20 protein-coding genes and 5 tRNA genes are annotated in these 19,420 nt (G+C 43.5%); 5 read left to right on the top strand and 20 right to left on the bottom strand.

The genetic code is table 11. The features are described from left to right. Positions 1 to 352: 352 nt before the first annotated feature. The 5 genes from JUB15_RS23575 to rplK form a co-directional block, all read right to left on the bottom strand. Positions 353 to 1,387 (bottom strand): LacI family DNA-binding transcriptional regulator, encoded by a 1,035-nt coding sequence (locus JUB15_RS23575; RefSeq protein WP_207515113.1) that lies wholly within the window; start codon positions 1,385 to 1,387, stop codon positions 353 to 355. A 129-nt stretch (positions 1,388 to 1,516) separates the two neighbouring features. Beyond that, on the bottom strand, positions 1,517 to 1,897 hold the full coding sequence (rplL, locus tag JUB15_RS23570; protein WP_207515112.1) for a 50S ribosomal protein L7/L12: 381 nt from the start codon (positions 1,895 to 1,897) through the stop codon (positions 1,517 to 1,519). 205 nt (positions 1,898 to 2,102) lie between these two features. Further along, entirely contained in the window at positions 2,103 to 2,636 is a 534-nt protein-coding gene (rplJ, locus tag JUB15_RS23565) for a 50S ribosomal protein L10 (protein WP_207515111.1), read from the bottom strand. A 71-nt stretch (positions 2,637 to 2,707) separates the two neighbouring features. Next, positions 2,708 to 3,403 carry a 50S ribosomal protein L1 gene (rplA, locus tag JUB15_RS23560; protein ID WP_205513316.1) on the bottom strand — a complete coding sequence of 232 codons (696 nt, stop codon included), beginning with the start codon at positions 3,401 to 3,403 and terminating at the stop codon, positions 2,708 to 2,710. Positions 3,404 to 3,448: 45 nt separating this feature from the next. Beyond that, positions 3,449 to 3,892 carry a 50S ribosomal protein L11 gene (gene rplK / locus JUB15_RS23555; protein WP_014221090.1) on the bottom strand — a complete coding sequence of 148 codons (444 nt, stop codon included), beginning with the start codon at positions 3,890 to 3,892 and terminating at the stop codon, positions 3,449 to 3,451. Between the two features lie 222 nt (positions 3,893 to 4,114). Between rplK and JUB15_RS23550 the strand changes: the two genes are divergently transcribed. Together JUB15_RS23550 and JUB15_RS23545 are read left to right on the top strand one after the other, a co-directional pair. Then, on the top strand, positions 4,115 to 4,591 hold the full coding sequence (locus JUB15_RS23550; protein WP_207515110.1) for a hypothetical protein: 477 nt from the start codon (positions 4,115 to 4,117) through the stop codon (positions 4,589 to 4,591). A 511-nt stretch (positions 4,592 to 5,102) separates the two neighbouring features. Further along, positions 5,103 to 5,756, top strand: coding sequence for a hypothetical protein (locus tag JUB15_RS23545; protein ID WP_207515109.1), 654 nt, complete (start codon positions 5,103 to 5,105; stop codon positions 5,754 to 5,756). 134 nt (positions 5,757 to 5,890) lie between these two features. Here the strand turns inward: JUB15_RS23545 and nusG are convergent, their stop codons facing one another. The 11 genes from nusG to rpsU form a co-directional block, all read right to left on the bottom strand. Next, positions 5,891 to 6,457, bottom strand: a complete 567-nt coding sequence (gene nusG, locus JUB15_RS23540) for a transcription termination/antitermination protein NusG (RefSeq protein ID WP_081150214.1) — start codon at positions 6,455 to 6,457, stop codon at positions 5,891 to 5,893. After that, entirely contained in the window at positions 6,457 to 6,651 is a 195-nt protein-coding gene (gene secE / locus JUB15_RS23535) for a preprotein translocase subunit SecE (protein ID WP_207515108.1), read from the bottom strand. Before secE ends, nusG begins: the two co-directional genes overlap by 1 nt. A 51-nt stretch (positions 6,652 to 6,702) precedes the next feature. Continuing rightward, a tRNA-Trp gene (locus JUB15_RS23530) sits at positions 6,703 to 6,773 on the bottom strand. 173 nt (positions 6,774 to 6,946) lie between these two features. Then, positions 6,947 to 8,134 (bottom strand): elongation factor Tu, encoded by a 1,188-nt coding sequence (gene tuf / locus JUB15_RS23525; RefSeq protein WP_207515107.1) that lies wholly within the window; start codon positions 8,132 to 8,134, stop codon positions 6,947 to 6,949. Between the two features lie 215 nt (positions 8,135 to 8,349). Next, a tRNA-Thr gene (locus JUB15_RS23520) sits at positions 8,350 to 8,421 on the bottom strand. Positions 8,422 to 8,523: 102 nt separating this feature from the next. Beyond that, positions 8,524 to 8,596, bottom strand: a tRNA-Gly gene (locus JUB15_RS23515). Between the two features lie 100 nt (positions 8,597 to 8,696). Then, positions 8,697 to 8,779: transfer RNA gene (locus tag JUB15_RS23510), tRNA-Tyr, on the bottom strand. Between the two features lie 47 nt (positions 8,780 to 8,826). Then, positions 8,827 to 8,899: transfer RNA gene (locus tag JUB15_RS23505), tRNA-Thr, on the bottom strand. A 587-nt stretch (positions 8,900 to 9,486) separates the two neighbouring features. After that, positions 9,487 to 9,786: an HPF/RaiA family ribosome-associated protein gene (locus JUB15_RS23500; protein WP_207515106.1), complete on the bottom strand. Its 300-nt coding sequence runs from the start codon at positions 9,784 to 9,786 to the stop codon at positions 9,487 to 9,489. 430 nt (positions 9,787 to 10,216) lie between these two features. Continuing rightward, positions 10,217 to 11,131, bottom strand: coding sequence for a phage lytic cycle repressor MrpR family protein (locus JUB15_RS23495; RefSeq protein ID WP_207515105.1), 915 nt, complete (start codon positions 11,129 to 11,131; stop codon positions 10,217 to 10,219). 113 nt (positions 11,132 to 11,244) lie between these two features. Further along, complete coding sequence (gene rpsU, locus JUB15_RS23490; protein WP_207515104.1) at positions 11,245 to 11,442, bottom strand: 30S ribosomal protein S21; 198 nt, start codon at positions 11,440 to 11,442, stop codon at positions 11,245 to 11,247. 96 nt (positions 11,443 to 11,538) lie between these two features. On the opposite strand from rpsU, the gene JUB15_RS23485 reads away from it, so the two are divergent. Then, the gene (locus tag JUB15_RS23485; RefSeq protein WP_207515103.1) at positions 11,539 to 12,135 is read left to right on the top strand and encodes a riboflavin synthase; all 597 of its coding nucleotides are present in this window, start codon (positions 11,539 to 11,541) and stop codon (positions 12,133 to 12,135) included. Here the strand turns inward: JUB15_RS23485 and JUB15_RS23480 are convergent. Then, positions 12,132 to 13,145, bottom strand: coding sequence for an SGNH/GDSL hydrolase family protein (locus JUB15_RS23480; RefSeq protein ID WP_207515102.1), 1,014 nt, complete (start codon positions 13,143 to 13,145; stop codon positions 12,132 to 12,134). The genes JUB15_RS23485 and JUB15_RS23480 overlap by 4 nt on opposite strands. Positions 13,146 to 13,556: 411 nt before the next feature. Here JUB15_RS23480 and JUB15_RS23475 point away from each other — a divergent pair, with 411 nt between their 5' ends. After that, positions 13,557 to 15,296: an LIC_10190 family membrane protein gene (locus JUB15_RS23475; protein WP_439651019.1), complete on the top strand. Its 1,740-nt coding sequence runs from the start codon at positions 13,557 to 13,559 to the stop codon at positions 15,294 to 15,296. 12 nt (positions 15,297 to 15,308) lie between these two features. Beyond that, a complete protein-coding gene (locus tag JUB15_RS23470; protein WP_207515100.1) occupies positions 15,309 to 17,000 on the top strand; it encodes an LIC_10190 family membrane protein in 1,692 nt (563 codons plus the stop codon). A gap of 2 nt (positions 17,001 to 17,002) precedes the next feature. Here the strand turns inward: JUB15_RS23470 and JUB15_RS28835 are convergent, their stop codons facing one another. From JUB15_RS28835 to JUB15_RS23460, 3 genes are all read right to left on the bottom strand, one after another. Next, positions 17,003 to 17,242: an SxtJ family membrane protein gene (locus JUB15_RS28835; protein ID WP_369411591.1), complete on the bottom strand. Its 240-nt coding sequence runs from the start codon at positions 17,240 to 17,242 to the stop codon at positions 17,003 to 17,005. Positions 17,243 to 17,363: 121 nt separating this feature from the next. Further along, positions 17,364 to 17,510 (bottom strand): DUF5989 family protein, encoded by a 147-nt coding sequence (locus tag JUB15_RS23465; protein ID WP_207515099.1) that lies wholly within the window; start codon positions 17,508 to 17,510, stop codon positions 17,364 to 17,366. Positions 17,511 to 17,543: 33 nt separating this feature from the next. Next, positions 17,544 to 19,409, bottom strand: a complete 1,866-nt coding sequence (locus tag JUB15_RS23460; protein WP_207515098.1) for a carbamoyltransferase family protein — start codon at positions 19,407 to 19,409, stop codon at positions 17,544 to 17,546. Between the last annotated feature and the right edge of the window lie 11 nt (positions 19,410 to 19,420).

Raw genomic sequence — 19,420 nt, 5'->3', positions numbered from 1 at the left:
TCATCCAGGCCGTAAACGGGAACAGTGATAAGCCTGCATACAACTGCAAAAAGAATTAGCAATAGGCATATGGCAACATATTTCGGAATAATCGTTTTCAACTTAAAATTAGCGATTCTAAAACGTTTTTGCAAAATATTTATAATGAAGTAAGGGTTAAATTTATTCAGGCATAAAAACGCAAGCCGGGGAAACACAGTACATCGCTTCACATAAGCCGCTTATAGCTTACAGTTCGCGTTAGTGTAGTAAAATCAGGTTGGAGATTTATAGGAAGCGTTCGATTATGGTACCAGGAAAGACGCAAAATTTTGCAGGTCCTGGCCGAAAACGGCTTTCTTTAATTGAGATCTTATTTGTTTACTTTCTGAACGTATTCAGTCGTGCCTCTGACCACCAGTCCGGGCGAGATCTGGATCTTTGTTTCGCCATTGGTACTTCCTTTGCCCAGCTGATCCATCAGCAATTCCAGCGCTGTTTTTGCAATGTCCTCTGCCGGCTGGCGAATGCAGGTAATACCGGGCGGATACAGGCGGAAAACATCATGGTCATCGAAACAGATCATTGCCAGGTCGTCTGGCAGCTTCAACCCCAGTCGGTGGATACTTTCCAGCCCTAATAAGCCGAGATAGTTTGTGGCAAAGAACACTGCTTCCAGGTCCGGTGTGTTTTGAATGAAGGAAGTCACCTGTTGTATACCGAGCTCTTTTTCTTCTTCATATTTGAGGGTGAGCACCAGGTTATCCGTAGATAGCGCTTCCTGCTCCATGCAGTCGTGGTACGCTTGCAAGCGTTGTTCCATTTGCACCAGGTTAAGGTCAACTGTTACAAAACCAATGCGGCGATAGCCTTTTTCGATCAGGTGGCCCATTCCTTTTTTTACGCCTTCGTAATTGTTCACCAATACATGGGGCACATCGATGCCGGGAAAATAGCTATCCATCAGCACCACCGGTTTGTTATCGTCGATCAGCTCCTTAATGTCCTGCTCCATGCCGGGTGTTGGCGTGATGATATAGCCGTCTACCTGGCGTTGGGACAGCATTCCTATGAGCTCCTTCCCTTTTTGCCGGTTGTTTTCGGTGCTGGTATAAACGACTTTATAGCCAAAGCGGGCGGCCTCCTCTTCAATGATCCTCGACAGCGAAGCAAAAAAGTTACCCGATATGGATTCTACGATCAAACCTAAGATCTGCGATTTACCGGTTCGCAGGCTAACGGCCACCGGATTGGGGTGATAGCCCTCTTTTTTTGCAACCTCCATGATCTTACTGGCCAGCGTTTCACTGATACGCATTTGTTTCGCCTTGCCATTCAATACAAACGATACGGTTGAAGGCGACACACCGGCTATGCGAGCGATATCTTTGAGGGAGACCCGTTTCATATTTGATTATATGTTATATAAAGGAGACTACTAAACTATGAAAATAAAAGTTACGAAAATTGATTTCCCTATATAATAAAAAAACCCCGGTGTAAACACCGGGGTCTATAGCTAGTTTGAAAGTCCTAATTACTTAACTTCCACTTCAGCGCCAGCTTCTTTCAGCTTGGCAACCAGAGCGTCAGCATCAGCTTTGCTGATACCTTCCTTAACTGGTTTTGGAGCGCCATCAACTAAGTCTTTAGCTTCTTTCAGACCAAGACCAGTTAATTCTTTAACCACTTTCACTACGTTCAGTTTGTTAGCGCCACCGTTTTTCAGGATAACGTCGAAAGAAGTTTTCTCTTCAGCAGCAGCAGCACCGCCACCAGCAGCAGGACCAGCAGCTACAGCTACAGCAGCAGCAGCAGGCTCAATGCCGTACTCTTCTTTCAGGATCTTAGCTAACTCGTTAACTTCTTTTACAGTCAGGTTTACCAACTGTTCTGCAAATGCTTTTAAATCTGCCATTGTTGTAAATTTTTCCCGCCTTCATTGCCTGTGCTCCGGCGGATGTTTAAAAAAATTTGTGTTTGAATAACTCTCAGGCCAGAGTTAATATTTTGAATGTGCTAATCTGCTAATGTGATAATGTGCTAATGAAAAACCTTAATGCTGAATCCTCAGAATATCGGGCAACCTCTTTAGCATATTAGCTAATTAGCATAATTGCTAATTACTGAGCTCTGTCTTCCAATGCTTTCACCAGGCTTGCCAGTTTATTGCCGGCGTTCAGGCCGCTGATAACATTCTTGGCAGGTGATTGCAGCAAGCCAATGATCTCCCCGATAAGGTCGTTTTTGCTTTTCAGGGTGGTCAGGGTCTGCAGTTGATTATCGCCCATGAATACATCGCCATCGATGAAGGCGGCTTTCAGTTCGGGCTTGGTAGCATCTTTTTTACCAGCTTTACGGAAGTCGCTGATGATCAGTGCAGGCTCTTTGGGATTCTCACTGAACATCAAAGCGGTAACGCCATGCAGAGAATCGAACATGCCAGCATACCTTTTTTCATCCAAAGCTTCGAGGGCTTTGCGAATGAGGGTATTCTTGGCCACTTTCATTTCAACCTTCTTATTGAAACATACCCGGCGCAGATTACCAACCTGCTCAACCGTTAATGATTCTGTATTGGTAACATAGAAATTGTTGTATTGAGAGAATTTCTCTTTCAATACTTCAATTACTTCATTTTTTTCCTGTTTTGTCATAACGCTAATATTTTGTTGGTTTCGCTCATAATCACGCAGGAGGCGTAACTATATCGTCGCGTTATTAAAGTTTAGTTCATTAAAGATTTTGTGTCAACTGCAATAGCAGGACTCATGGAGCTGGCCATGAATACGCTTTTCAGGTAAGTGCCTTTTGCAGAAGAAGGCTTTGCCTTGATGATCGCATCGATCAGCTGGTGGCTGTTCTCGGCAATTTTCTCAGGGCTGAAGCTTACACGGCCGATAGAAGCGTGAACGATACCAGCTTTATCCACCTTGAAAGCGATCTTACCGCCTTTTACCTCGTTTACAGCTGCAGCTACATCATTGGTAACCGTACCTGTTTTAGGATTGGGCATCAGGTTACGGGGACCCAGGATCTTACCCAGTTTACCAATTTTAGGCATCACAGAAGGCGTAGCGATGATCACGTCTACATCAGTCCAGCCACCTTCAATTTTTTGAACAAACTCATCCAGGCCAACAAAATCGGCGCCGGCTGATTTTGCATCAGCTTCTTTATCGGGTGTACATAATACCAGTACTCTTTTGGTTTTACCGGTACCATGTGGCAGGGTAACAGTACCACGGATAGCCTGATCGGCTTTCTTAGGATCAACACCCAGACGGATGTGAAGATCTACCGATGCATCGAACTTTGTAGTATTTACGGTTTTCACGATAGAGGAAGCCTCTTTCAGTGAATACACTTTATTTTTATCGACTTTAGCGTCAACTGCTTTTCTTTTTTTAGGAATTCTTCCCATTGTCATTCGTTTTTAAATGTCCCGCCCTGCGGGAACAGTGAACAATTAATTTTCCCAGGGAGCTTTACCGTCTACGGTAAGACCCATGCTGCGGGCGGTACCAGCCACCATGCGCATAGCGCTTTCCAGGGTGAAACAATTCAGGTCGGGCATTTTGTCTTTTGCAATAGCCTCTACCTGGTTCCAGTTCACTTTACCAACCTTATTACGGTTAGGTTCTTTAGAACCGCTTTGTAATTTGGCGGCTTCCAGCAACTGAACGGCTGCAGGAGGCGTTTTAATTACAAACTCGAATGATTTGTCGGAATAAACGGTGATCAACACAGGGAGAACTTTTCCCATTTTATCCTGCGTGCGGGCGTTGAATTGTTTGCAGAATTCCATGATATTGATACCCTTGGAACCCAGTGCAGGACCTACAGGAGGAGCCGGATTTGCCTGGCCGCCTTTCACCTGTAGCTTTACGAAGCCGGTAATTTCTTTTGCCATTTTTACTGATTTATTGGTTCAAACGATGGTTCGCCAGGTCTGCCTGACTACTTGATCTCCCAAATTCTATCAACTGCCGAAGCTTTAGCGGAGGCAGTCTCCGCCTTCACATATGTTCGGCGGACTATGAAAGAACTTTCTTTTGGGGACGCAAAGGTAACAAAAGTTTTTAAACCACAAATACTTTTTCATACCCTTGAAATAAGCTGCAATATACGCCGGATGGCTGTTTCCGGTTGCCGGTTACCGGTTACCAGTTACCGGGTGCCGGATGCCGGTTACCAGTTACCAGTTACCGGTTACCAGTTACCAGTTGCCGGTTACCAGTTGCCCGGGTGCCGGGTGCCGGTTACCGGTTACCAGTTACCGGTTACCAGTTACCAGTTGCCGGTTACCAGTTACCAGTTGCCGGTTACCAGTTACCAGTTGTCGGTTACCAGTTGCCAGTTACCGGTTACCAGTTACCAGTTGCCGGGGGTGCCGGGCGCCGGTTACAGTTCACTCCCCTACCCGTTCGCAGTCGCCAGTTACCAGCCAATCACCCCTACTTTACGCGATTACGTTTGCCGATTGCCAACTGCCAATTGCCAACTGCCCACTGTCCACTGTCCATTACATAGTATCCCTAACTACATCTCCAACATTATAAATCTATATAACAAAGCTCCCATTAACATACCTGTACCACTGAACGCATGATTATATCATCGTATAAAACCTATGCGCTCTCCTGTCTTTTTCGATCTTGCACATATATGAATGCCGGTTAAACGCTTTAATTAATTTAATATAACAGAACGTTATGTATCAAAGAGCCTATTGTTACCTGCCAGCGGTTACATGTATGCAGGTATGGGCAGGCCTGTTTTAACGAACCATATACAGCACAGCCGGCATAACCTCAGCCTGAAACGCAGCAGCAACAAGGGTTTCAGCGGCATCAACAACATTTGCAAATGACCTTGTCCCCGTTGTTTAAAACAGGTATTGATGCGCATAAAACACATCATAAATACCCAGCAATGATGGCCGGAATTTTGCAAGAAGAGCTATCTGTAACAACGGTATCATACTTCATGAAGGGTTACCACTGTTAGCAAAATGGTAGTAGTTTTTTATTTTTTGAATATTTATGCGTAGCTTTTGCGTTTAATTATAATAACGCTTCTTCTTATAGAAATTAACCAACAACAAAAAACACATCAACACTATGGCCAAAGCAAAGAAAAAAGCAGCTAAAAAAGCCGCTCCTAAGAAAGCAGCGAAGAAAAAATCACCGGCCAAAAAAGCAGCCAAGAAAGCCGTGAAGAAGGCCGCCAAGAAAGCTGCGAAAAAAGCGGCTCCTAAAAAAGCAGCTAAGAAAGCAGCAAAAAAAGCCGTGAAAAAGGCAGCACAAAAAGCGGCCAAAAAAGCGGCTCCTAAAAAAGCAGCCAAGAAAGCAGCGCCCAAGAAAGCCGCCAAGAAAGTTGCTTCTAAAGCACCGGTTAAAAAAGCAGCGAAAAAATCAGCGCCCAAAAAGAAAAGAGCTGTATCTAAACCAGTAGCTGAGTCCGTTCAGGAACAAGAGCCGATCATTGCTCCTCCGATGATGGATGACGATACTGCTGATACAGATGCTGACGTTGATACTGATGTTGATATTGACACTGAAGATACCGATGACACCGAAGATGCCGATGTAGATGTTGATACAGACGAGGAGGAAGAAGAGGAAGATGAGGATGAAGATGAGGACGAGGAAGAAGACGAGGACGAGGATGAGGATGAAGAGGATGATACCGATACTGAGGATGCCGTCGAAGAAACTGTTGAAGAAGATTTTGATGAAGATGAAGATGAGGACGAGGATGAAGATCAACGGTAAGCAACTCCAGGTGTTTTGCTACTACATAAAAGTTTGACCTTTCCGGATGCGGAAAGGTTTTTTTATGCCTGTCCGGCAAAAAAAACATCCGCCCGGGGGCAGATGTTCTATCAGTATTTTTATGAGGGGGGGTCTTAACTTAATTTCTCCACCTGCATGTAGTTCAGCTCTACCGGCGTTGAACGGCCGAAGATCTTCACCGTTACTTTCAATTTCTTCTTCTCGTCGTTCACTTCTTCAATGATACCATTGAAGTCGTTGAAAGGTCCTTCGATGATCTTGATCGTTTCGCCAACGATAAATGGCTCGCTCATGCTTACGCCGCCGGTTTCAGCCATTTCATCCATTTTACCGAGCATTTTATTAACCTCGGCTTTCCGCAGGGCAATGGGATTTTCCTTACCCAGGAAATGGATCACATTGGTAGTATTCTTAATAGCTTCGCGTAAATCGTCAGATAATTTATTTTCCAGCACTTCAATCATTACATAGCCCGGGTAATAGTTACGCTCGCGCATTACTTTTTTACCATTCTGCACCTTGTACACTTTTTCCACAGGCAGAAACACTTGCTTAACCACCTCACCCCATCCACCGCGGGAGATCTCCTTGTCAAGGTATTCTTTTACCTTGCGCTCTTTACCGCTCACCACCCGCAGCACATACCATTTAGTTTCTTGTTGTTGAGTAGCTTGTTCCATTATGAAAATAGTGAATAGATAAAATTAAGGCCCGATTGGGCAACCAGGTCCATAACCCAAACCACTCCGGTGATCAGTAAGGTAGCTACCAGTACGATCATGGTAGACTGCTGTAACTGCACCCAGGTAGGCCAGGTCACCTTCTCAATCAGCTCACGGTATGATTCCCTGAGGTATATTGATATTTTATTCATTTTAAGGTAATTATCAAATTAACTAATTGTCACATCAGTTAATTGTATAAGCACGGGCACTAGGATTCGAACCCAGATCGAAGGTTTTGGAGACCTCTATTCTACCATTGAACTATGCCCGTAAATACGCAAAACGATTAAGGCACCGCCCTAATGTTGTCAAACCAGCACCAGGCTTTTGCTTATCCGTTTGGCGTAAAAGAACTTAGAAAGCAAAGTACTTGAACGTCAAAAGCCCAAGTACTTTGCAAATATACGTAACTCCTTCTTCCACCAGTAAGCGGAATTCGGGGTCTTATTTCAGGATTTCAGTAACCTGACCGGCACCTACTGTACGGCCACCTTCGCGGATCGCGAATTTCAGACCTTTTTCCATCGCAATAGGCTGAATCAGTTTTACTTGCAGCGTGGTGTTATCACCAGGCATTACCATCTCAGTACCAGCTGGTAATTCTACTTCACCAGTTACGTCAGTGGTACGGAAGTAGAACTGAGGACGGTATTTGTTGAAGAATGGAGTGTGACGTCCACCTTCTTCTTTGCTCAGTACGTAAACCTCGCCTTTGAACTCAGTGTGAGGAGTGATAGAACCTGGTTTTACGATTACCATACCGCGGCGGATATCTTTCTTTTCAATACCGCGCAACAGCAGACCTGCGTTGTCACCAGCTTCACCTTCATCCAATAATTTGCGGAACATTTCAACACCGGTTACAGTAGAAGTCAATGGTTTTTCAACCAGACCTACGATCTCTACACCTTCACCTACTTTAATACGGCCTCTTTCGATACGACCGGTAGCAACTGTACCACGACCAGTGATTGAGAATACGTCTTCAACAGACATCAGGAACGGTTGATCAACCGGACGGGGAGGCAGCGGGATGTAAGAATCTACTGCTTCCATCAGATCAACAACACATTTAACCCATTTTTCTTCACCAGCCAGAGCGCCGGTTGCAGAACCTTTGATGATAGGAGTGTTGTCGCCGTCGAAACCGTAGAAGCTTAACAGCTCGCGGATTTCCATTTCAACCAGCTCCAGTAACTCTGGGTCATCAACCAGGTCAACTTTATTCATGAAAACCACCATACGGGGAACGCCTACCTGACGAGCAAGCAGGATGTGTTCTTTTGTCTGGGGCATAGGACCATCTGTAGCAGCCACAACCAGAATAGCACCATCCATCTGGGCAGCACCGGTGATCATGTTCTTCACATAGTCAGCGTGACCGGGGCAATCCACGTGTGCATAGTGACGATTGGCAGTCTGATACTCCACGTGCGCGGTGTTAATTGTGATACCACGCTCTTTTTCTTCAGGAGCTGCGTCGATCTCGTCATATTTTTTTGCCTGCGCCAAACCCGATTTAGCCAAAATGGTGGTGATGGCGGCAGTTAAAGTGGTTTTACCGTGGTCAATGTGACCGATGGTACCAACGTTAACGTGAGGTTTATCCCTCTTAAAAGTCTCTTTTGACATCGTTATCTGTTTTTAGTTGTGGTTTTACAAATTATTAAAACGCCTCCTTTATATCCTTTTCAGGAAAAAAGGATTTATGTAACCGGCACCAGAAAGCCTATGAAACTTCTGTTGCGTCGCACACTTCATCTTTAGATCTATACCAGGCTGATGTTGTCTTTCCGGTAAACCATCCGGTCGGCAGCTGATACAGCGGAATGTTCAAAAATCTTATGAGCCGTTAGTGAGAATCGAACTCACGACCTCTTCCCTACCAAGGAAGTGCTCTACCACTGAGCTACAACGGCTGATAGAGTTGTGAGTTCCTGGTCACCAAAAGGATTATACCCAATTCCTCAAACCTATTGATCGAAAGACGAGCCCGGAAGGCTGTCGTCCCTTAAAAAATGAGCGGAAGACGAGGTTCGAACCCGCGACCTACAGCTTGGAAGGCTGTCGCTCTACCAACTGAGCTACTTCCGCATTTTTTATTAAGCCAATTAGCCAAAGCTAATTCAAATGAAAAGAACTTAACACGAATGTGCCCGCCATTTTCCGCCGGTTGGCGGTTCGGCGGGCGAAGTGGGCAGAAGAGGATTCGAACCTCTGAAGTCGAAAGACAGCGGATTTACAGTCCGCCCCATTTGGCCGCTCTGGAATCTGCCCTTTTAAAAACGAAAGTAAAATTTACACACGCAATGTAAAACTTGCTGAGCCACTTGTCGGAATCGAACCAACGACCTACTGATTACAAATCAGTTGCTCTACCAGCTGAGCTAAAGTGGCTTATTATATCAAAAAACTTAGCTATCTACTTGTCGGCTCAACCTTCGACCTTCCCGACTGCAAGTCGGGATGCTCTACCAGCTGAGCTAAAGTGGCTTATTATATCAAAAAACTTACAAGTTAATCCACCAATCGCTTTCACCTTCACCGCTGTTTCCAGCAAAATTATTTCCCGGTTACCATTATTCAATTTATCCTCACTTGTTGCCTTTTTTGTACCAGCAAATTAATTGAAAGTCAAGCCTGTAAAGAACTTCCCGCGCCTCTTTTTCTTACCCTGCTATTTTTTGAGGAAGGCAAAGGTAAATGAATTTGTGTAATTCAAAAATTTTGATCCGTTTTTTTTTTGCTTGTTTTCAACGTTTTGCAATTTCTCTTCGCCGATACAGTCATCTCTTTGCCAACGAACCTGCTTCCCATGCGGTTTTCATCAAAAATCACTATCCTGCAGTTCTTTTAAATTTTTTTTGCTTACTGTTACTTCACCCCCGCCCCTTCCCTTATCTGCATAAAAAAAACCTCCCGCAGGGGGAGGTTTTATAACGTGAAATAATTTTATCTGAAACAATAATTCAGGATTATACAATTCAGGCAGCTTGTTTTTCCTTCTTTCTTTTCACCTGGTTTACCAGAGACTCCAAAGCATTGTCGAATGACTCTTCAAATGATTTGGAACTGCATTTAACAAAGAACTGGTGGCGTGGGACCTGCACTCTAATTTCTGCGATCTTATCCTTTATAGTGTGTACCACATTATCCAATTTCAGGTAGACGTCAACCTTAATAATGCGGTCGTGAAAGGTATTAATTTTTTGAAGTTTACGATTAACATGTTCGATCAATTTTGCATCAGCAGTAAACCGCACAGACTGAATGTTTACGTTCATAACAATCGCATTTTAACAGTGAAACAATATTTAACAATAAATGAAAGATCTTTTGTATGCCACCATGTAATGAGTGAGAGGTTATGAGGTGGCTTCAATGCAGGATGATTAGCTATTACATAAGCACAATATTTAAGCTCTATGAAGATAATACAACATGCTGTTTTTTCCAAATTAAATATGCAGCTATTTCAGGAAAGAATTGTCTTAGGGACATAAAACCTTTAGCGGTTAATTAGCTTTATTTTAGCACATCAACATAAACATTTTGACGCGCCCAAAAACCGCTCCTGCCCTGCTTTTGAAAGCGGCTCACACCAGCCGGTAACCCTGTTGACAGGCGCCTGAAAAAAATCCACACCATTAACGACGGCCTGTTATATCCAATAAAATACAACGATTACTGCGAGTCTCTGTCTATGCTTAAAGCTTATGCCTTGGGATGCGCTTTCTTATAAATATCCTTTAATTTCTCAATGGTGTTGTGCGTATAGATCTGCGTGGCTGCCAGGCTCGAGTGGCCCAATAACTCTTTCACTGCATTCAGGTCAGCGCCATTATTGGTTAAATGTGTGGCGAAGGTATGCCGCAGCACGTGCGGACTTTTCTTATCAATTGTCGTAACAGCACTTAAATACTTATTAACGGCCTGGTAAACATATTTACGATAGAGCTTTCGCCCCTTTTCATTTACAAGTAAGTATATCTTGTCCGGCGCTTCCAGCACCTGGCTTTTTTGTGCCATGTACCCTGCAATCTCTTTTATCAATACGGCGCTTACCGGAATAACCCTTTCCTTATTGCCTTTTCCCAACACCTTGATCGTATTGGCCGATGCATTTACCTGACTTTCTTTCAGGTTTATCAACTCTGATAAACGCATACCCGTGTTATAAAAGATCGACAGGATCAACCGGTCTGTTTTACCGCTCCAGGTATCAGGGAACTCAACATAACGAAACAGCGTGTCTGTATCCTTTTGCTCAACATATACCGGCAACCGTTTGGGCATTTTAGGTGAAATGATCGTGGTCATCGGCGATTGCTCCAGCTGACCTGTGCGAAGGTGATACTTGAAGAATGATTTTAAAGTGGAGATCTTGCGGTTAATCGTTCTGGCGCTGTTCCTGTTCTCCTTAAGCGATGCCAGCCAGCTGCGGATAAAAGCAGCCGCTATTTCCCCCAGGGCCGGTTGCTGCAAATTGAATTGTTGCTGCAGGTAACCGAAGAATTGCTGCAGGTCTTCCTCATAGGCCAAAATTGTATTCTCAGCATACCGTTTCTCGAACTTTAGGTAGTTCAGAAAATTATAAACAGTTACCGGATTTTGTATTGGAGCACCCATAGTGGCAGGAAATGTTCATTAAATATAGGCAAAACCTTGAAAATGAGTAGCTACAAAACCAAAAAGGCCACCTGGTAAGTGGCCGTAATATTGTGTGATTGGTTAAGCTAGACTTATCCTTCGATCTGACCGCTGGCAACCTTTTGCTTGTACACAGCTTTCAGCACCTCATTGCGACGTCTAACCGACGGCTTGGTGTACGATTGACGCTCTCTTAACTGCACTAATATCTTCGCTTTCTCAAATTTCTTTTTGTACTTTTTGAGCGCTTTGTCGATATTTTCGCAATCTTTTGAATCGATAATCAGCATAATATTATATACCTCCTTTAAGGCTTTTTAGGGCTGCAAATATAGCCGAAAATTCCAAAATACGCAAAATACCCTCAAAAATCCGATTTTTGCTCCATGTTTACAGGAATCATCGAAACCATCGGCCACATAGAAGAAGTACATACCGCAGGAACCAATAAAACGTACTGGATATCCTCCCCCATTTCCCATGAATTCAGAGTCGACCAAAGCGTGTCCCACAACGGGGTTTGCCTTACCGTGGAAGAGATCCGGGGCAACCGTCACCGGGTAACGGCCATTGCCGAAACCCTGCAGAAAAGCAACCTCGGGCACTGGAAAACCGGCGACCTCGTAAATATCGAACGCTGTATGATCATGAATGGCCGCCTCGATGGGCATATCGTTCAGGGCCATGTAGATACTACGGCCACCTGCATCGACAGAAAAGAGCTCGATGGCAGCTGGGAACTCAGGTTCCGCTTCCCCGATCAGTTTGGTTCCCTGGTGATCGAAAAAGGCTCTATCAGCCTCAACGGCATCAGCCTGACCATTTTCAATGTAACGGATAATGAATTTTCAGTGGCGATCATTCCATATACTTTCGAACATACGAATATTAAACAGGTGAAGCCGCAGACTACGGTAAACCTGGAGTTCGATATCGTGGGTAAATATGTTCAGCGTATGTCGTCGTTAAAAAGCCGGGCTTAAAAATTTCGTAATTCTTTTGCAATGATATCGGCCACTTTTCGATGGCCCTGGGCATTGATGTGGTGGGTATCTAAAATAAAGTAATCGTTTTTAGTAAACTGCCTGCTGAAATCAATCACCTTTAAATTGTTGCGGAATATCGACTGATAATAGGGCGTATGAATAAGTGAATCTGCAATGTGAGCAAAGGTTGAATTGATATTCTGCCGGCTGTCCAGCTGATATACCAATACCCTTGTTTTTGAAAAATCAACCGGCGCATTGGTAACGATATCCAGAAATTGCTTTACTGCTGCTGTATTAGTAGTAACCAGTGGCTCATCTACAGAAAAAAAAGAATGTACTTTATTAATAAGCTTTTTGAAGAATGTCAAGCCGAAAAGAGTAAAGTTCCTTGCAGGGAAATATTGCCGGTTAATTTTATGCGCCGTGGTAATATTTTCATATTCCTGTTTGCTTGAAACGTTTAATACAAAATCATTCTGAACAAATGATTTGTTTTCGTCTTCATCATTGGAACAATACTGGATCAATAAATGGGTTAAGCCGCTACGGTCAAATTGCCGCAAACTGATTACTTCCCTGGGCGTGCCATAGGAAGGAATGCCTGCATTCAGCACCTTTTTACCGCTTAATTTCTCAAGCAATTGCGGAAAAGCATTCTCCTGTTCTACTCCCCAGCCAAAAGTAAAAGAATCGCCAATACATATAACCGAAGGACCCAGCAACGACTGGTCATCATCTCTTACACCTGCCTTATTTGCCTTAACACGGGTATTAAATTCCGGATTGGAAAAACAGGTGGCTACATTTGGTTTCAGTGTATAAAACAAGCCGGCATTGTATTCAGCCGCTTCCTCGTCGAACTGAATATTTTTTTGCAGATAAGTTCTATAAACATACGTGTAAGTATTATTTAAAAAGCCGGGTATTTGAGCAGGATGGTATAACCAATACGTACATAACCCTTCCACCAGTATCACCTGCACAATAAACAACAGCCATGCCATCAACCATGGCCTCTTTACTGGTATAAATCTCTTTATTAATAACTTAGATAGCGGAATACATAAAAAACCCAGCAAGGTCAAAAACTGTAAAGTATAAATGCACAGCTCGAGAAAAAAGGAATAAGTAAAGCTTAACTTATTAAAAACCACCTTAACCACTTGTAAAGCCAGGATAACAATAACTAAATAAACCAGTTTTTTAAGCAATGATTCAATTCGGTACTTCATGTAATATGCTGCGATAAATATTCAACCACCCAAAATAACGCTTTTTACAAAGCAATCCATGGATATCATACCCTTTGTTTATATTCTTATAATGGCTATACTTGTAGCCAAAAAGGCGCCTCCTGATCCGGCTGCGTTATGTAACTGCCTGCAGCGGTCCCTTTAAACATAAATCTCCACTTCATGCTGTATCTGGCATTGATGTACTGCATCATTTCGCTAGCCTGTTTATTTGCGGGGTTACTAGCATATGAATTCTTATCCTTCTTTGGCATAGCTAATAATGAAACGCCCCAAAAACCCCTGGTTTTTTATGCTGTTACAGGTTTAATATCTATTACTGCCATTGGACAATGGACGGTACTTTTTTGCCCCTTAAATATATTTTCAACACTTGCGGTATTAACGGTATTGTTACTTTGCTGCCTGGCTTTGAAAAAAAGGCTGCAACGCCGGCTCGCGCCGGTTTTGGCCAGCTTACGGGACCTATCTGTTATATCACTGGGTATAGCCGTTATTCTTTTTCTTATGATCCTGGTCCTGAATGCAGGCCCCGTAATTATGGATGATACCGAAAGCTACCATATACAAAATGTAAAATGGATCCAGGAGCATGGAACAGTTCCCGGATTGGCCAACCTGCATATCCGTTATGGCTTTAACAGCTCATGGTTTATTACGATCGGGCTTTTTTCCCCGGCAATGACCGGCATCAACACTTATGAAGTCATGAACGGACTCCTATCCTGCTGGCTTTGCTTTTACTTTATCGAAAAGATCAATCCCCTGTTCACCGGCAAACCAGCTTCTTTTGCCATTAACCAATATGCAGGTATTCTGGTGCTGCTGGCCATGGCTTTGTTTGCCTGGCCAATGATCAGAGGCAATGCAACCACCGCGAATTACGATTTCATTACTACCAGCTGCATATTGCTGCTATTGATTGAAACCATCTATTACTCCCGGTTTAACAGTCTGCCCGAATGGATCTTGTGGCCATTCTTTTTATTTACCGTACGCATTATTAATTACCCGGTACTGCTTTTGTCTGTTCCGCTGCTGTGGCAATGGCTAAAAGAAAAAAAATGGATATGCATCACCGGATATGTCTCCATTGGCTCAATAATAATGCTGCCATTTCTCGTCCGTAACGTAATATTATCGGGTTATATTTTTTTCCCTGTCACCCAGATCGACCTCTTTGCTGTTGACTGGAAAGCAAGTAAAGAAGTGTCGCAAACGTTGGTTAATTATATTAAATATTTTAACCGGGTAAACAACATGTATCAACCGATTGAAAAAACGGCGCTGTATTCCTTTCCCTCCTGGATTCCACTTTGGTACAAATACCTTTTTTTATATGACAAACCAATAGTAACGCTTTCGCTGGCAGGGTATGCATTTGCCATTATAAAATGGAAAGCGATCAGGCAACAGCTCAATAAACAGGCGCAGTGGCTGGTGCTCATCCTGGCCATTCAGCTGATCTCCTGGTTCTTTGTTGCCCCCGATCCGCGATTTGCATATGGGCCCCTCCTCGGTGGCATCGCCTTGTTTTTTGTGTTGATTAAACCGGTTGCAGTAACCCATTTATCAAAAGCCGTTCTTAAAACTACGGCGATCACCATAACCGCTGGCTGTTTGGTATATATCACTCACAAAATTGTTTCAAATGCTGATTACCAAAACGGCGTTTTACCGTATCCCTTACCCAAACCGCCTGTTGACCTGGTAACTGTTGATAACATTTCACTGGCAATACCTCATAAAATACTTAACAACCAAACAGCAAGGTGTTATGATACCAGGCTGCCCTGTTTGTATTTTGTTCAACCTGCCCTCAGGGCAAGGGGCAGATCTATGGCCGACGGGTTTTACCTTGAAAAGAACATACCGCATATAACAACCGGAGACAGATATTAAAAAACCAGTAAAATGCTTCTTACACTTTTATCCTGGATTTATATTACGGCTGTTTGCCTGATCTGGGGAAATATATTACTGAGTCCGTTTAAGCAACTTACAGCAACAGGCGATGCACCTGACCTTCCAGTGATCTGTTTAACTGGTCTCGCAGGCATCGGTGTATTGTCATTGGCCGCTTCTGTTCTTATTCCACTTGCATTAGCCGCTCATCTTATTGTCCTTGTTTTTGCCATTGCCTATATCCTTATTCCCACGAACCGGAAACAAATAATTCAACAGCTAATCTTCATAAGGCGCATGAAGCGCCTGCCATTGCTTTTGTTTAGCAGCTGTGCGCTGTTGATCCTGGTCATGAGCACTTACGAGATCATTCACCCTGACACGCTGTTATACCATGCGCAGGCAATTAAAGTAATGGAACAATACAAGGCCATTCCCGGACTGGTTCATTTACGCTATGAAACAGCTATGGCGAGTATGTGGTTTGCAGTGCAGGCAATCTTTAGGTTTGACTTTATACATACTAACAATTACCTGTTTGTTAACGGATGTGTGCTGTGCTGGTTTTGTTTGTTGCTATGCCTTAAACTAACAACTGCTGACAACAAACAGTCCGATGCAAAAGCAATAACAAACTGCCAATTAACTCCCTGGGTGCTTTTATTGATCTATTCAACAGTCTCGTGGACACAATTACGACTTACCGCCGTATCGGCCAGCCCCGATTTCATTACCTCCCTGTACATCTGGGCCGCCTTCTATTCATTTGCACAAACCAGGTCAGGTAACAATCGGGTGTATACATACCTGACTGTTTTATTTTGCTGTACCGCGCTTACCATAAAATTATCGGCCATTGCCATTGCCTTACTGCCACTGCTGATCGTGCTTACCCTGTTGAGGCAGAAAAAGATCAAAACAGCTTTGCTGCTTACAGGCGTCTCGGCGGTGATCATTATGCCGTACCTGGTTCGAAATACAATTACAACAGGTTATCCGCTGTTTCCTTCCACTGTAGTTGATCTATTTAATTTTGACTGGAAATTGAGTGAACCGCAGGTGCAGGGTTTTCAGCATTATATCAAAGCGTATGCACGATTCCCGGTAGCCGGTTATAATGAGGCAGAACAAGCATTACAACTTCCTGTATCAAAATGGCTGCCCATGTGGTGGAACCAACTTGCTTTGCCCGACCAGTTATTACTGTGTAGCATACTTGCATTATCAATGCATTATCTCATAGCAATAAGAACCAACATTCAGCAGCAGGGTTATACAGGCGTAGTTATTCTCGCAGTTGCCCTAACAGGAAGCCTGGTATGGATGATCGCTGCGCCTGCAACAAGATTTGGCACCGGTTTTTTGATTCCATTATGTTACAGCGTGGGCGCCGGCTTACAAAACAGTACGCTCTTAAAGAAATTGTTTAAAGAACGAAGGGTTGGTAATGTAATGATTATACCGGTGATCCTGCTGATGGTATTTTATATCGGTTACCGGCTGGTTTATTACTTTAAGCCATCGCAGATCATATTACCTATAGGCGTTAAAGAACCGGTTTATAAAACAGTTAACTGCCATAAAATTAAATTCTCAATAAGTGATAATTGCGGTTTTGCCCCTTCTCCATGTGTTGGCGGCAGCTGTGAACATATTATTTTCCGGGGAACCAGTATAAGTGATGGCTTTAAAGGAAAGTAATATTACCATAGATGCTCCATGCTTTCCCTCGTGTATTCAAAATTCCTTTCCGTATAAAGAGAGTTGTTGTCGGGTTTAAGTTTTACCGGCTGGCGTTTTCTCAGCTTTGCCAAAAACGATAAAGGCACCAGGAAAATGTAAAATATAATGGTAAGCACTATTTTGCTCGTAACAAACCCCATCGCTTCGCCCAACTTCATCCATAACCAATGAATCTGATTGGTTAATGCAGGAAAAAGCAAAGCAATGACAGCTAATATCCCAGCTGATAACAAGAACCAGGAGTTTCCGGTTATCCAGTACACCACTCCCAATGCTATCACAAGCACCAATATCGTTTCTAATGATCGCTGCCGCATATAATTAAAACAGGGTGTAAATAAACGGGGCTATTGATGTGCCACCCAGCACGATCAACAGGCCAATCAACAACAATATAATAATGAGCGGCAACAACCACCATTTTCTTCTTCCCCTGATATAGGACCACAGATCTTTCAAAAATTCCATTATACAATTATTTTAACATTGAAAACTTGTCACCTAATCTAATGAAAACTCTTTTTGCCAATCCTCTTTCTCCTTCCATTCCGGCTGATCTTTTTTATCAAAGATAAAATCACCGATCACCAGGTAATCCATACGGGTACGCATAAAACACCGGTATGCATCCTCCGGCGTATTCACAATTGGCTCGCCCCTGACATTGAAACTGGTATTTATCATTACCGAATAGCCGGTATACCGTTTAAAGGCCTGCAGCAGTTTCCATAAACGCCTATTGGTTTCTTTATGCACCGTTTGCAAACGCGCTGAATAATCAACATGGGTAACCGCCGGAATATCGCTGCGCTGATAATACAATTTATCCAATAAACCTTTACTTTGAAAATTATCGGGAAAGGCGATCTGCCGGTTCTTTTTTACCGGCTTTACCAGTAACATATATGGCGATACATCATCGTGCTCAAAATAATCACTTACATCTTCCATTAAAACCACAGGGGCAAAAGGGCGAAAACTTTCCCGGAATTTTATTTTTTCATTTACTTTCTTTTGCATCTCACCATCCCTGGCATCTGCCAGTATACTTCTGGCGCCCAGGGCGCGGGGTCCAAATTCCATTCTGCCCTGGTGCCACCCGATCACTGCCCCGGTTGCAATTAAGCGGGCCGTCTTCGACAACAGCTCGTCTTCATCATCGAAATGTTTATAGGGGGCATTGTATTTCCGGCTCATCATCAATACATCCTGGTCAGCATAATCGGCGCCCAGGTACGCACCCTGTAAAGCATCCATCTTTGCCGGATCGATCTTGCGTTCACGGCCGAAATAAATATAATAGCCCGCACAAGCTGCCCCTAAAGCACCGCCTGCATCACCTGCTGCCGGCTGAATAAATAATTGTTTAAACAACCCCGCATCATGTATTTTACCGTTGGCAACGCTGTTTAACGCTACGCCCCCTGCCATACACAGGTAGTCGGCGCCGGTGATCTTTTTTGCCTCGCGGGCCATATTCAACACGATCTCTTCGGTTACCTGCTGAACGGCTAATGCCAGGTTACAATATGATTGTTCGGGTAATGATTCGGGTTTGCGCTTCGGAATGCCAAATAATTTTTCCCATTGGGCATCATCTACCATCCGCGAACCGGTTGCATAATTAAAGTATTGCTGATGCAAAAAAATGGAGCCGTCTTCGTTCAGGCTTACCAGGTGCTTCTTTATGAGCTCAACAAACTTCTTTACCTGTACATCGTGCGGGTTACCGTAGGGGGCCAGCCCCATTAATTTATATTCGCCTGAGTTAACTTTAAACCCGCAATAATAAGTGAAGGCTGAATATAACAGGCCCGGTGAATGCGGGAAATTAAGTTCTTTCAGCACCGTAATTTTATTTCCTTCCCCCATACAGATCGATGCAGTAGACCACTCACCTACACCATCAATCGTTAAAATGGCGGCTTTTTCAAAAGGGGATACATAAAATGCACTCGCTGCATGAGACAGATGGTGTTCGGGAAATAATAATTTTAATTTCCTTTTATCTGTCTTTTCAATAGTGTTTAACTCATCGCGGATTATTTTTTTCAGGAAAAGTTTCTCCTTTATCCAAACAGGCATCGATAACAGAAATGATCGTAAACCTTTTGGTGCAAAGGCATAATAGGTTTCCAATAAACGCTCGAATTTCAGGAAAGGCTTCTCATAAAAAACGACGGCATCCAGGTCATTCAATGAACGTCCGGCATATTGTAAACAAAACTTTATGGCATTAACGGGAAATGAGGCATCGTGCTTGATCCGGGTAAACCGTTCTTCCTGGGCAGCTGCCAGTACTTCACCATCCTGGATGATGGCTGCTGCAGAATCATGGTAAAATGCTGAAATGCCTAATATTGTCATTTTTATTCATT

This window comes from Longitalea luteola, assembly GCF_017356035.1.
GTDB lineage: Bacteria > Bacteroidota > Bacteroidia > Chitinophagales > Chitinophagaceae > Niastella > Niastella luteola.
The sequence above is the reverse complement of the archived record's forward strand: the minus strand, read 5'-3'. Positions and strand labels throughout refer to the sequence as shown.

Excerpts from the sequence above, each read along its gene's own strand:
- JUB15_RS23550 (WP_207515110.1), top strand. The coding sequence starts at position 4,115 with ATGGCTGTTTCCGGTTGCCGGTTACCGGTTACCAGTTACCGGGTGCCG.
- rplK (WP_014221090.1), bottom strand. The coding sequence starts at position 3,892 with ATGGCAAAAGAAATTACCGGCTTCGTAAAGCTACAGGTGAAAGGCGGC.
- secE (WP_207515108.1), bottom strand. The coding sequence starts at position 6,651 with ATGAATAAAATATCAATATACCTCAGGGAATCATACCGTGAGCTGATT.
- tuf (WP_207515107.1), bottom strand. The coding sequence starts at position 8,134 with ATGTCAAAAGAGACTTTTAAGAGGGATAAACCTCACGTTAACGTTGGT.
- nusG (WP_081150214.1), bottom strand. The coding sequence starts at position 6,457 with ATGGAACAAGCTACTCAACAACAAGAAACTAAATGGTATGTGCTGCGG.
- JUB15_RS23485 (WP_207515103.1), top strand. The coding sequence starts at position 11,539 with ATGTTTACAGGAATCATCGAAACCATCGGCCACATAGAAGAAGTACAT.
- JUB15_RS23465 (WP_207515099.1), bottom strand. The coding sequence starts at position 17,510 with ATGGAATTTTTGAAAGATCTGTGGTCCTATATCAGGGGAAGAAGAAAA.
- JUB15_RS23460 (WP_207515098.1), bottom strand. The coding sequence starts at position 19,409 with ATGACAATATTAGGCATTTCAGCATTTTACCATGATTCTGCAGCAGCC.
- rplJ (WP_207515111.1), bottom strand. The coding sequence starts at position 2,636 with ATGACAAAACAGGAAAAAAATGAAGTAATTGAAGTATTGAAAGAGAAA.
- rpsU (WP_207515104.1), bottom strand. The coding sequence starts at position 11,442 with ATGCTGATTATCGATTCAAAAGATTGCGAAAATATCGACAAAGCGCTC.
- JUB15_RS23495 (WP_207515105.1), bottom strand. The coding sequence starts at position 11,131 with ATGGGTGCTCCAATACAAAATCCGGTAACTGTTTATAATTTTCTGAAC.
- JUB15_RS23500 (WP_207515106.1), bottom strand. The coding sequence starts at position 9,786 with ATGAACGTAAACATTCAGTCTGTGCGGTTTACTGCTGATGCAAAATTG.
- JUB15_RS23545 (WP_207515109.1), top strand. The coding sequence starts at position 5,103 with ATGGCCAAAGCAAAGAAAAAAGCAGCTAAAAAAGCCGCTCCTAAGAAA.
- JUB15_RS23470 (WP_207515100.1), top strand. The coding sequence starts at position 15,309 with ATGCTTCTTACACTTTTATCCTGGATTTATATTACGGCTGTTTGCCTG.
- JUB15_RS23575 (WP_207515113.1), bottom strand. The coding sequence starts at position 1,387 with ATGAAACGGGTCTCCCTCAAAGATATCGCTCGCATAGCCGGTGTGTCG.
- JUB15_RS23480 (WP_207515102.1), bottom strand. The coding sequence starts at position 13,145 with ATGGCATGGCTGTTGTTTATTGTGCAGGTGATACTGGTGGAAGGGTTA.
- rplA (WP_205513316.1), bottom strand. The coding sequence starts at position 3,403 with ATGGGAAGAATTCCTAAAAAAAGAAAAGCAGTTGACGCTAAAGTCGAT.
- JUB15_RS23475 (WP_439651019.1), top strand. The coding sequence starts at position 13,557 with ATGCTGTATCTGGCATTGATGTACTGCATCATTTCGCTAGCCTGTTTA.
- rplL (WP_207515112.1), bottom strand. The coding sequence starts at position 1,897 with ATGGCAGATTTAAAAGCATTTGCAGAACAGTTGGTAAACCTGACTGTA.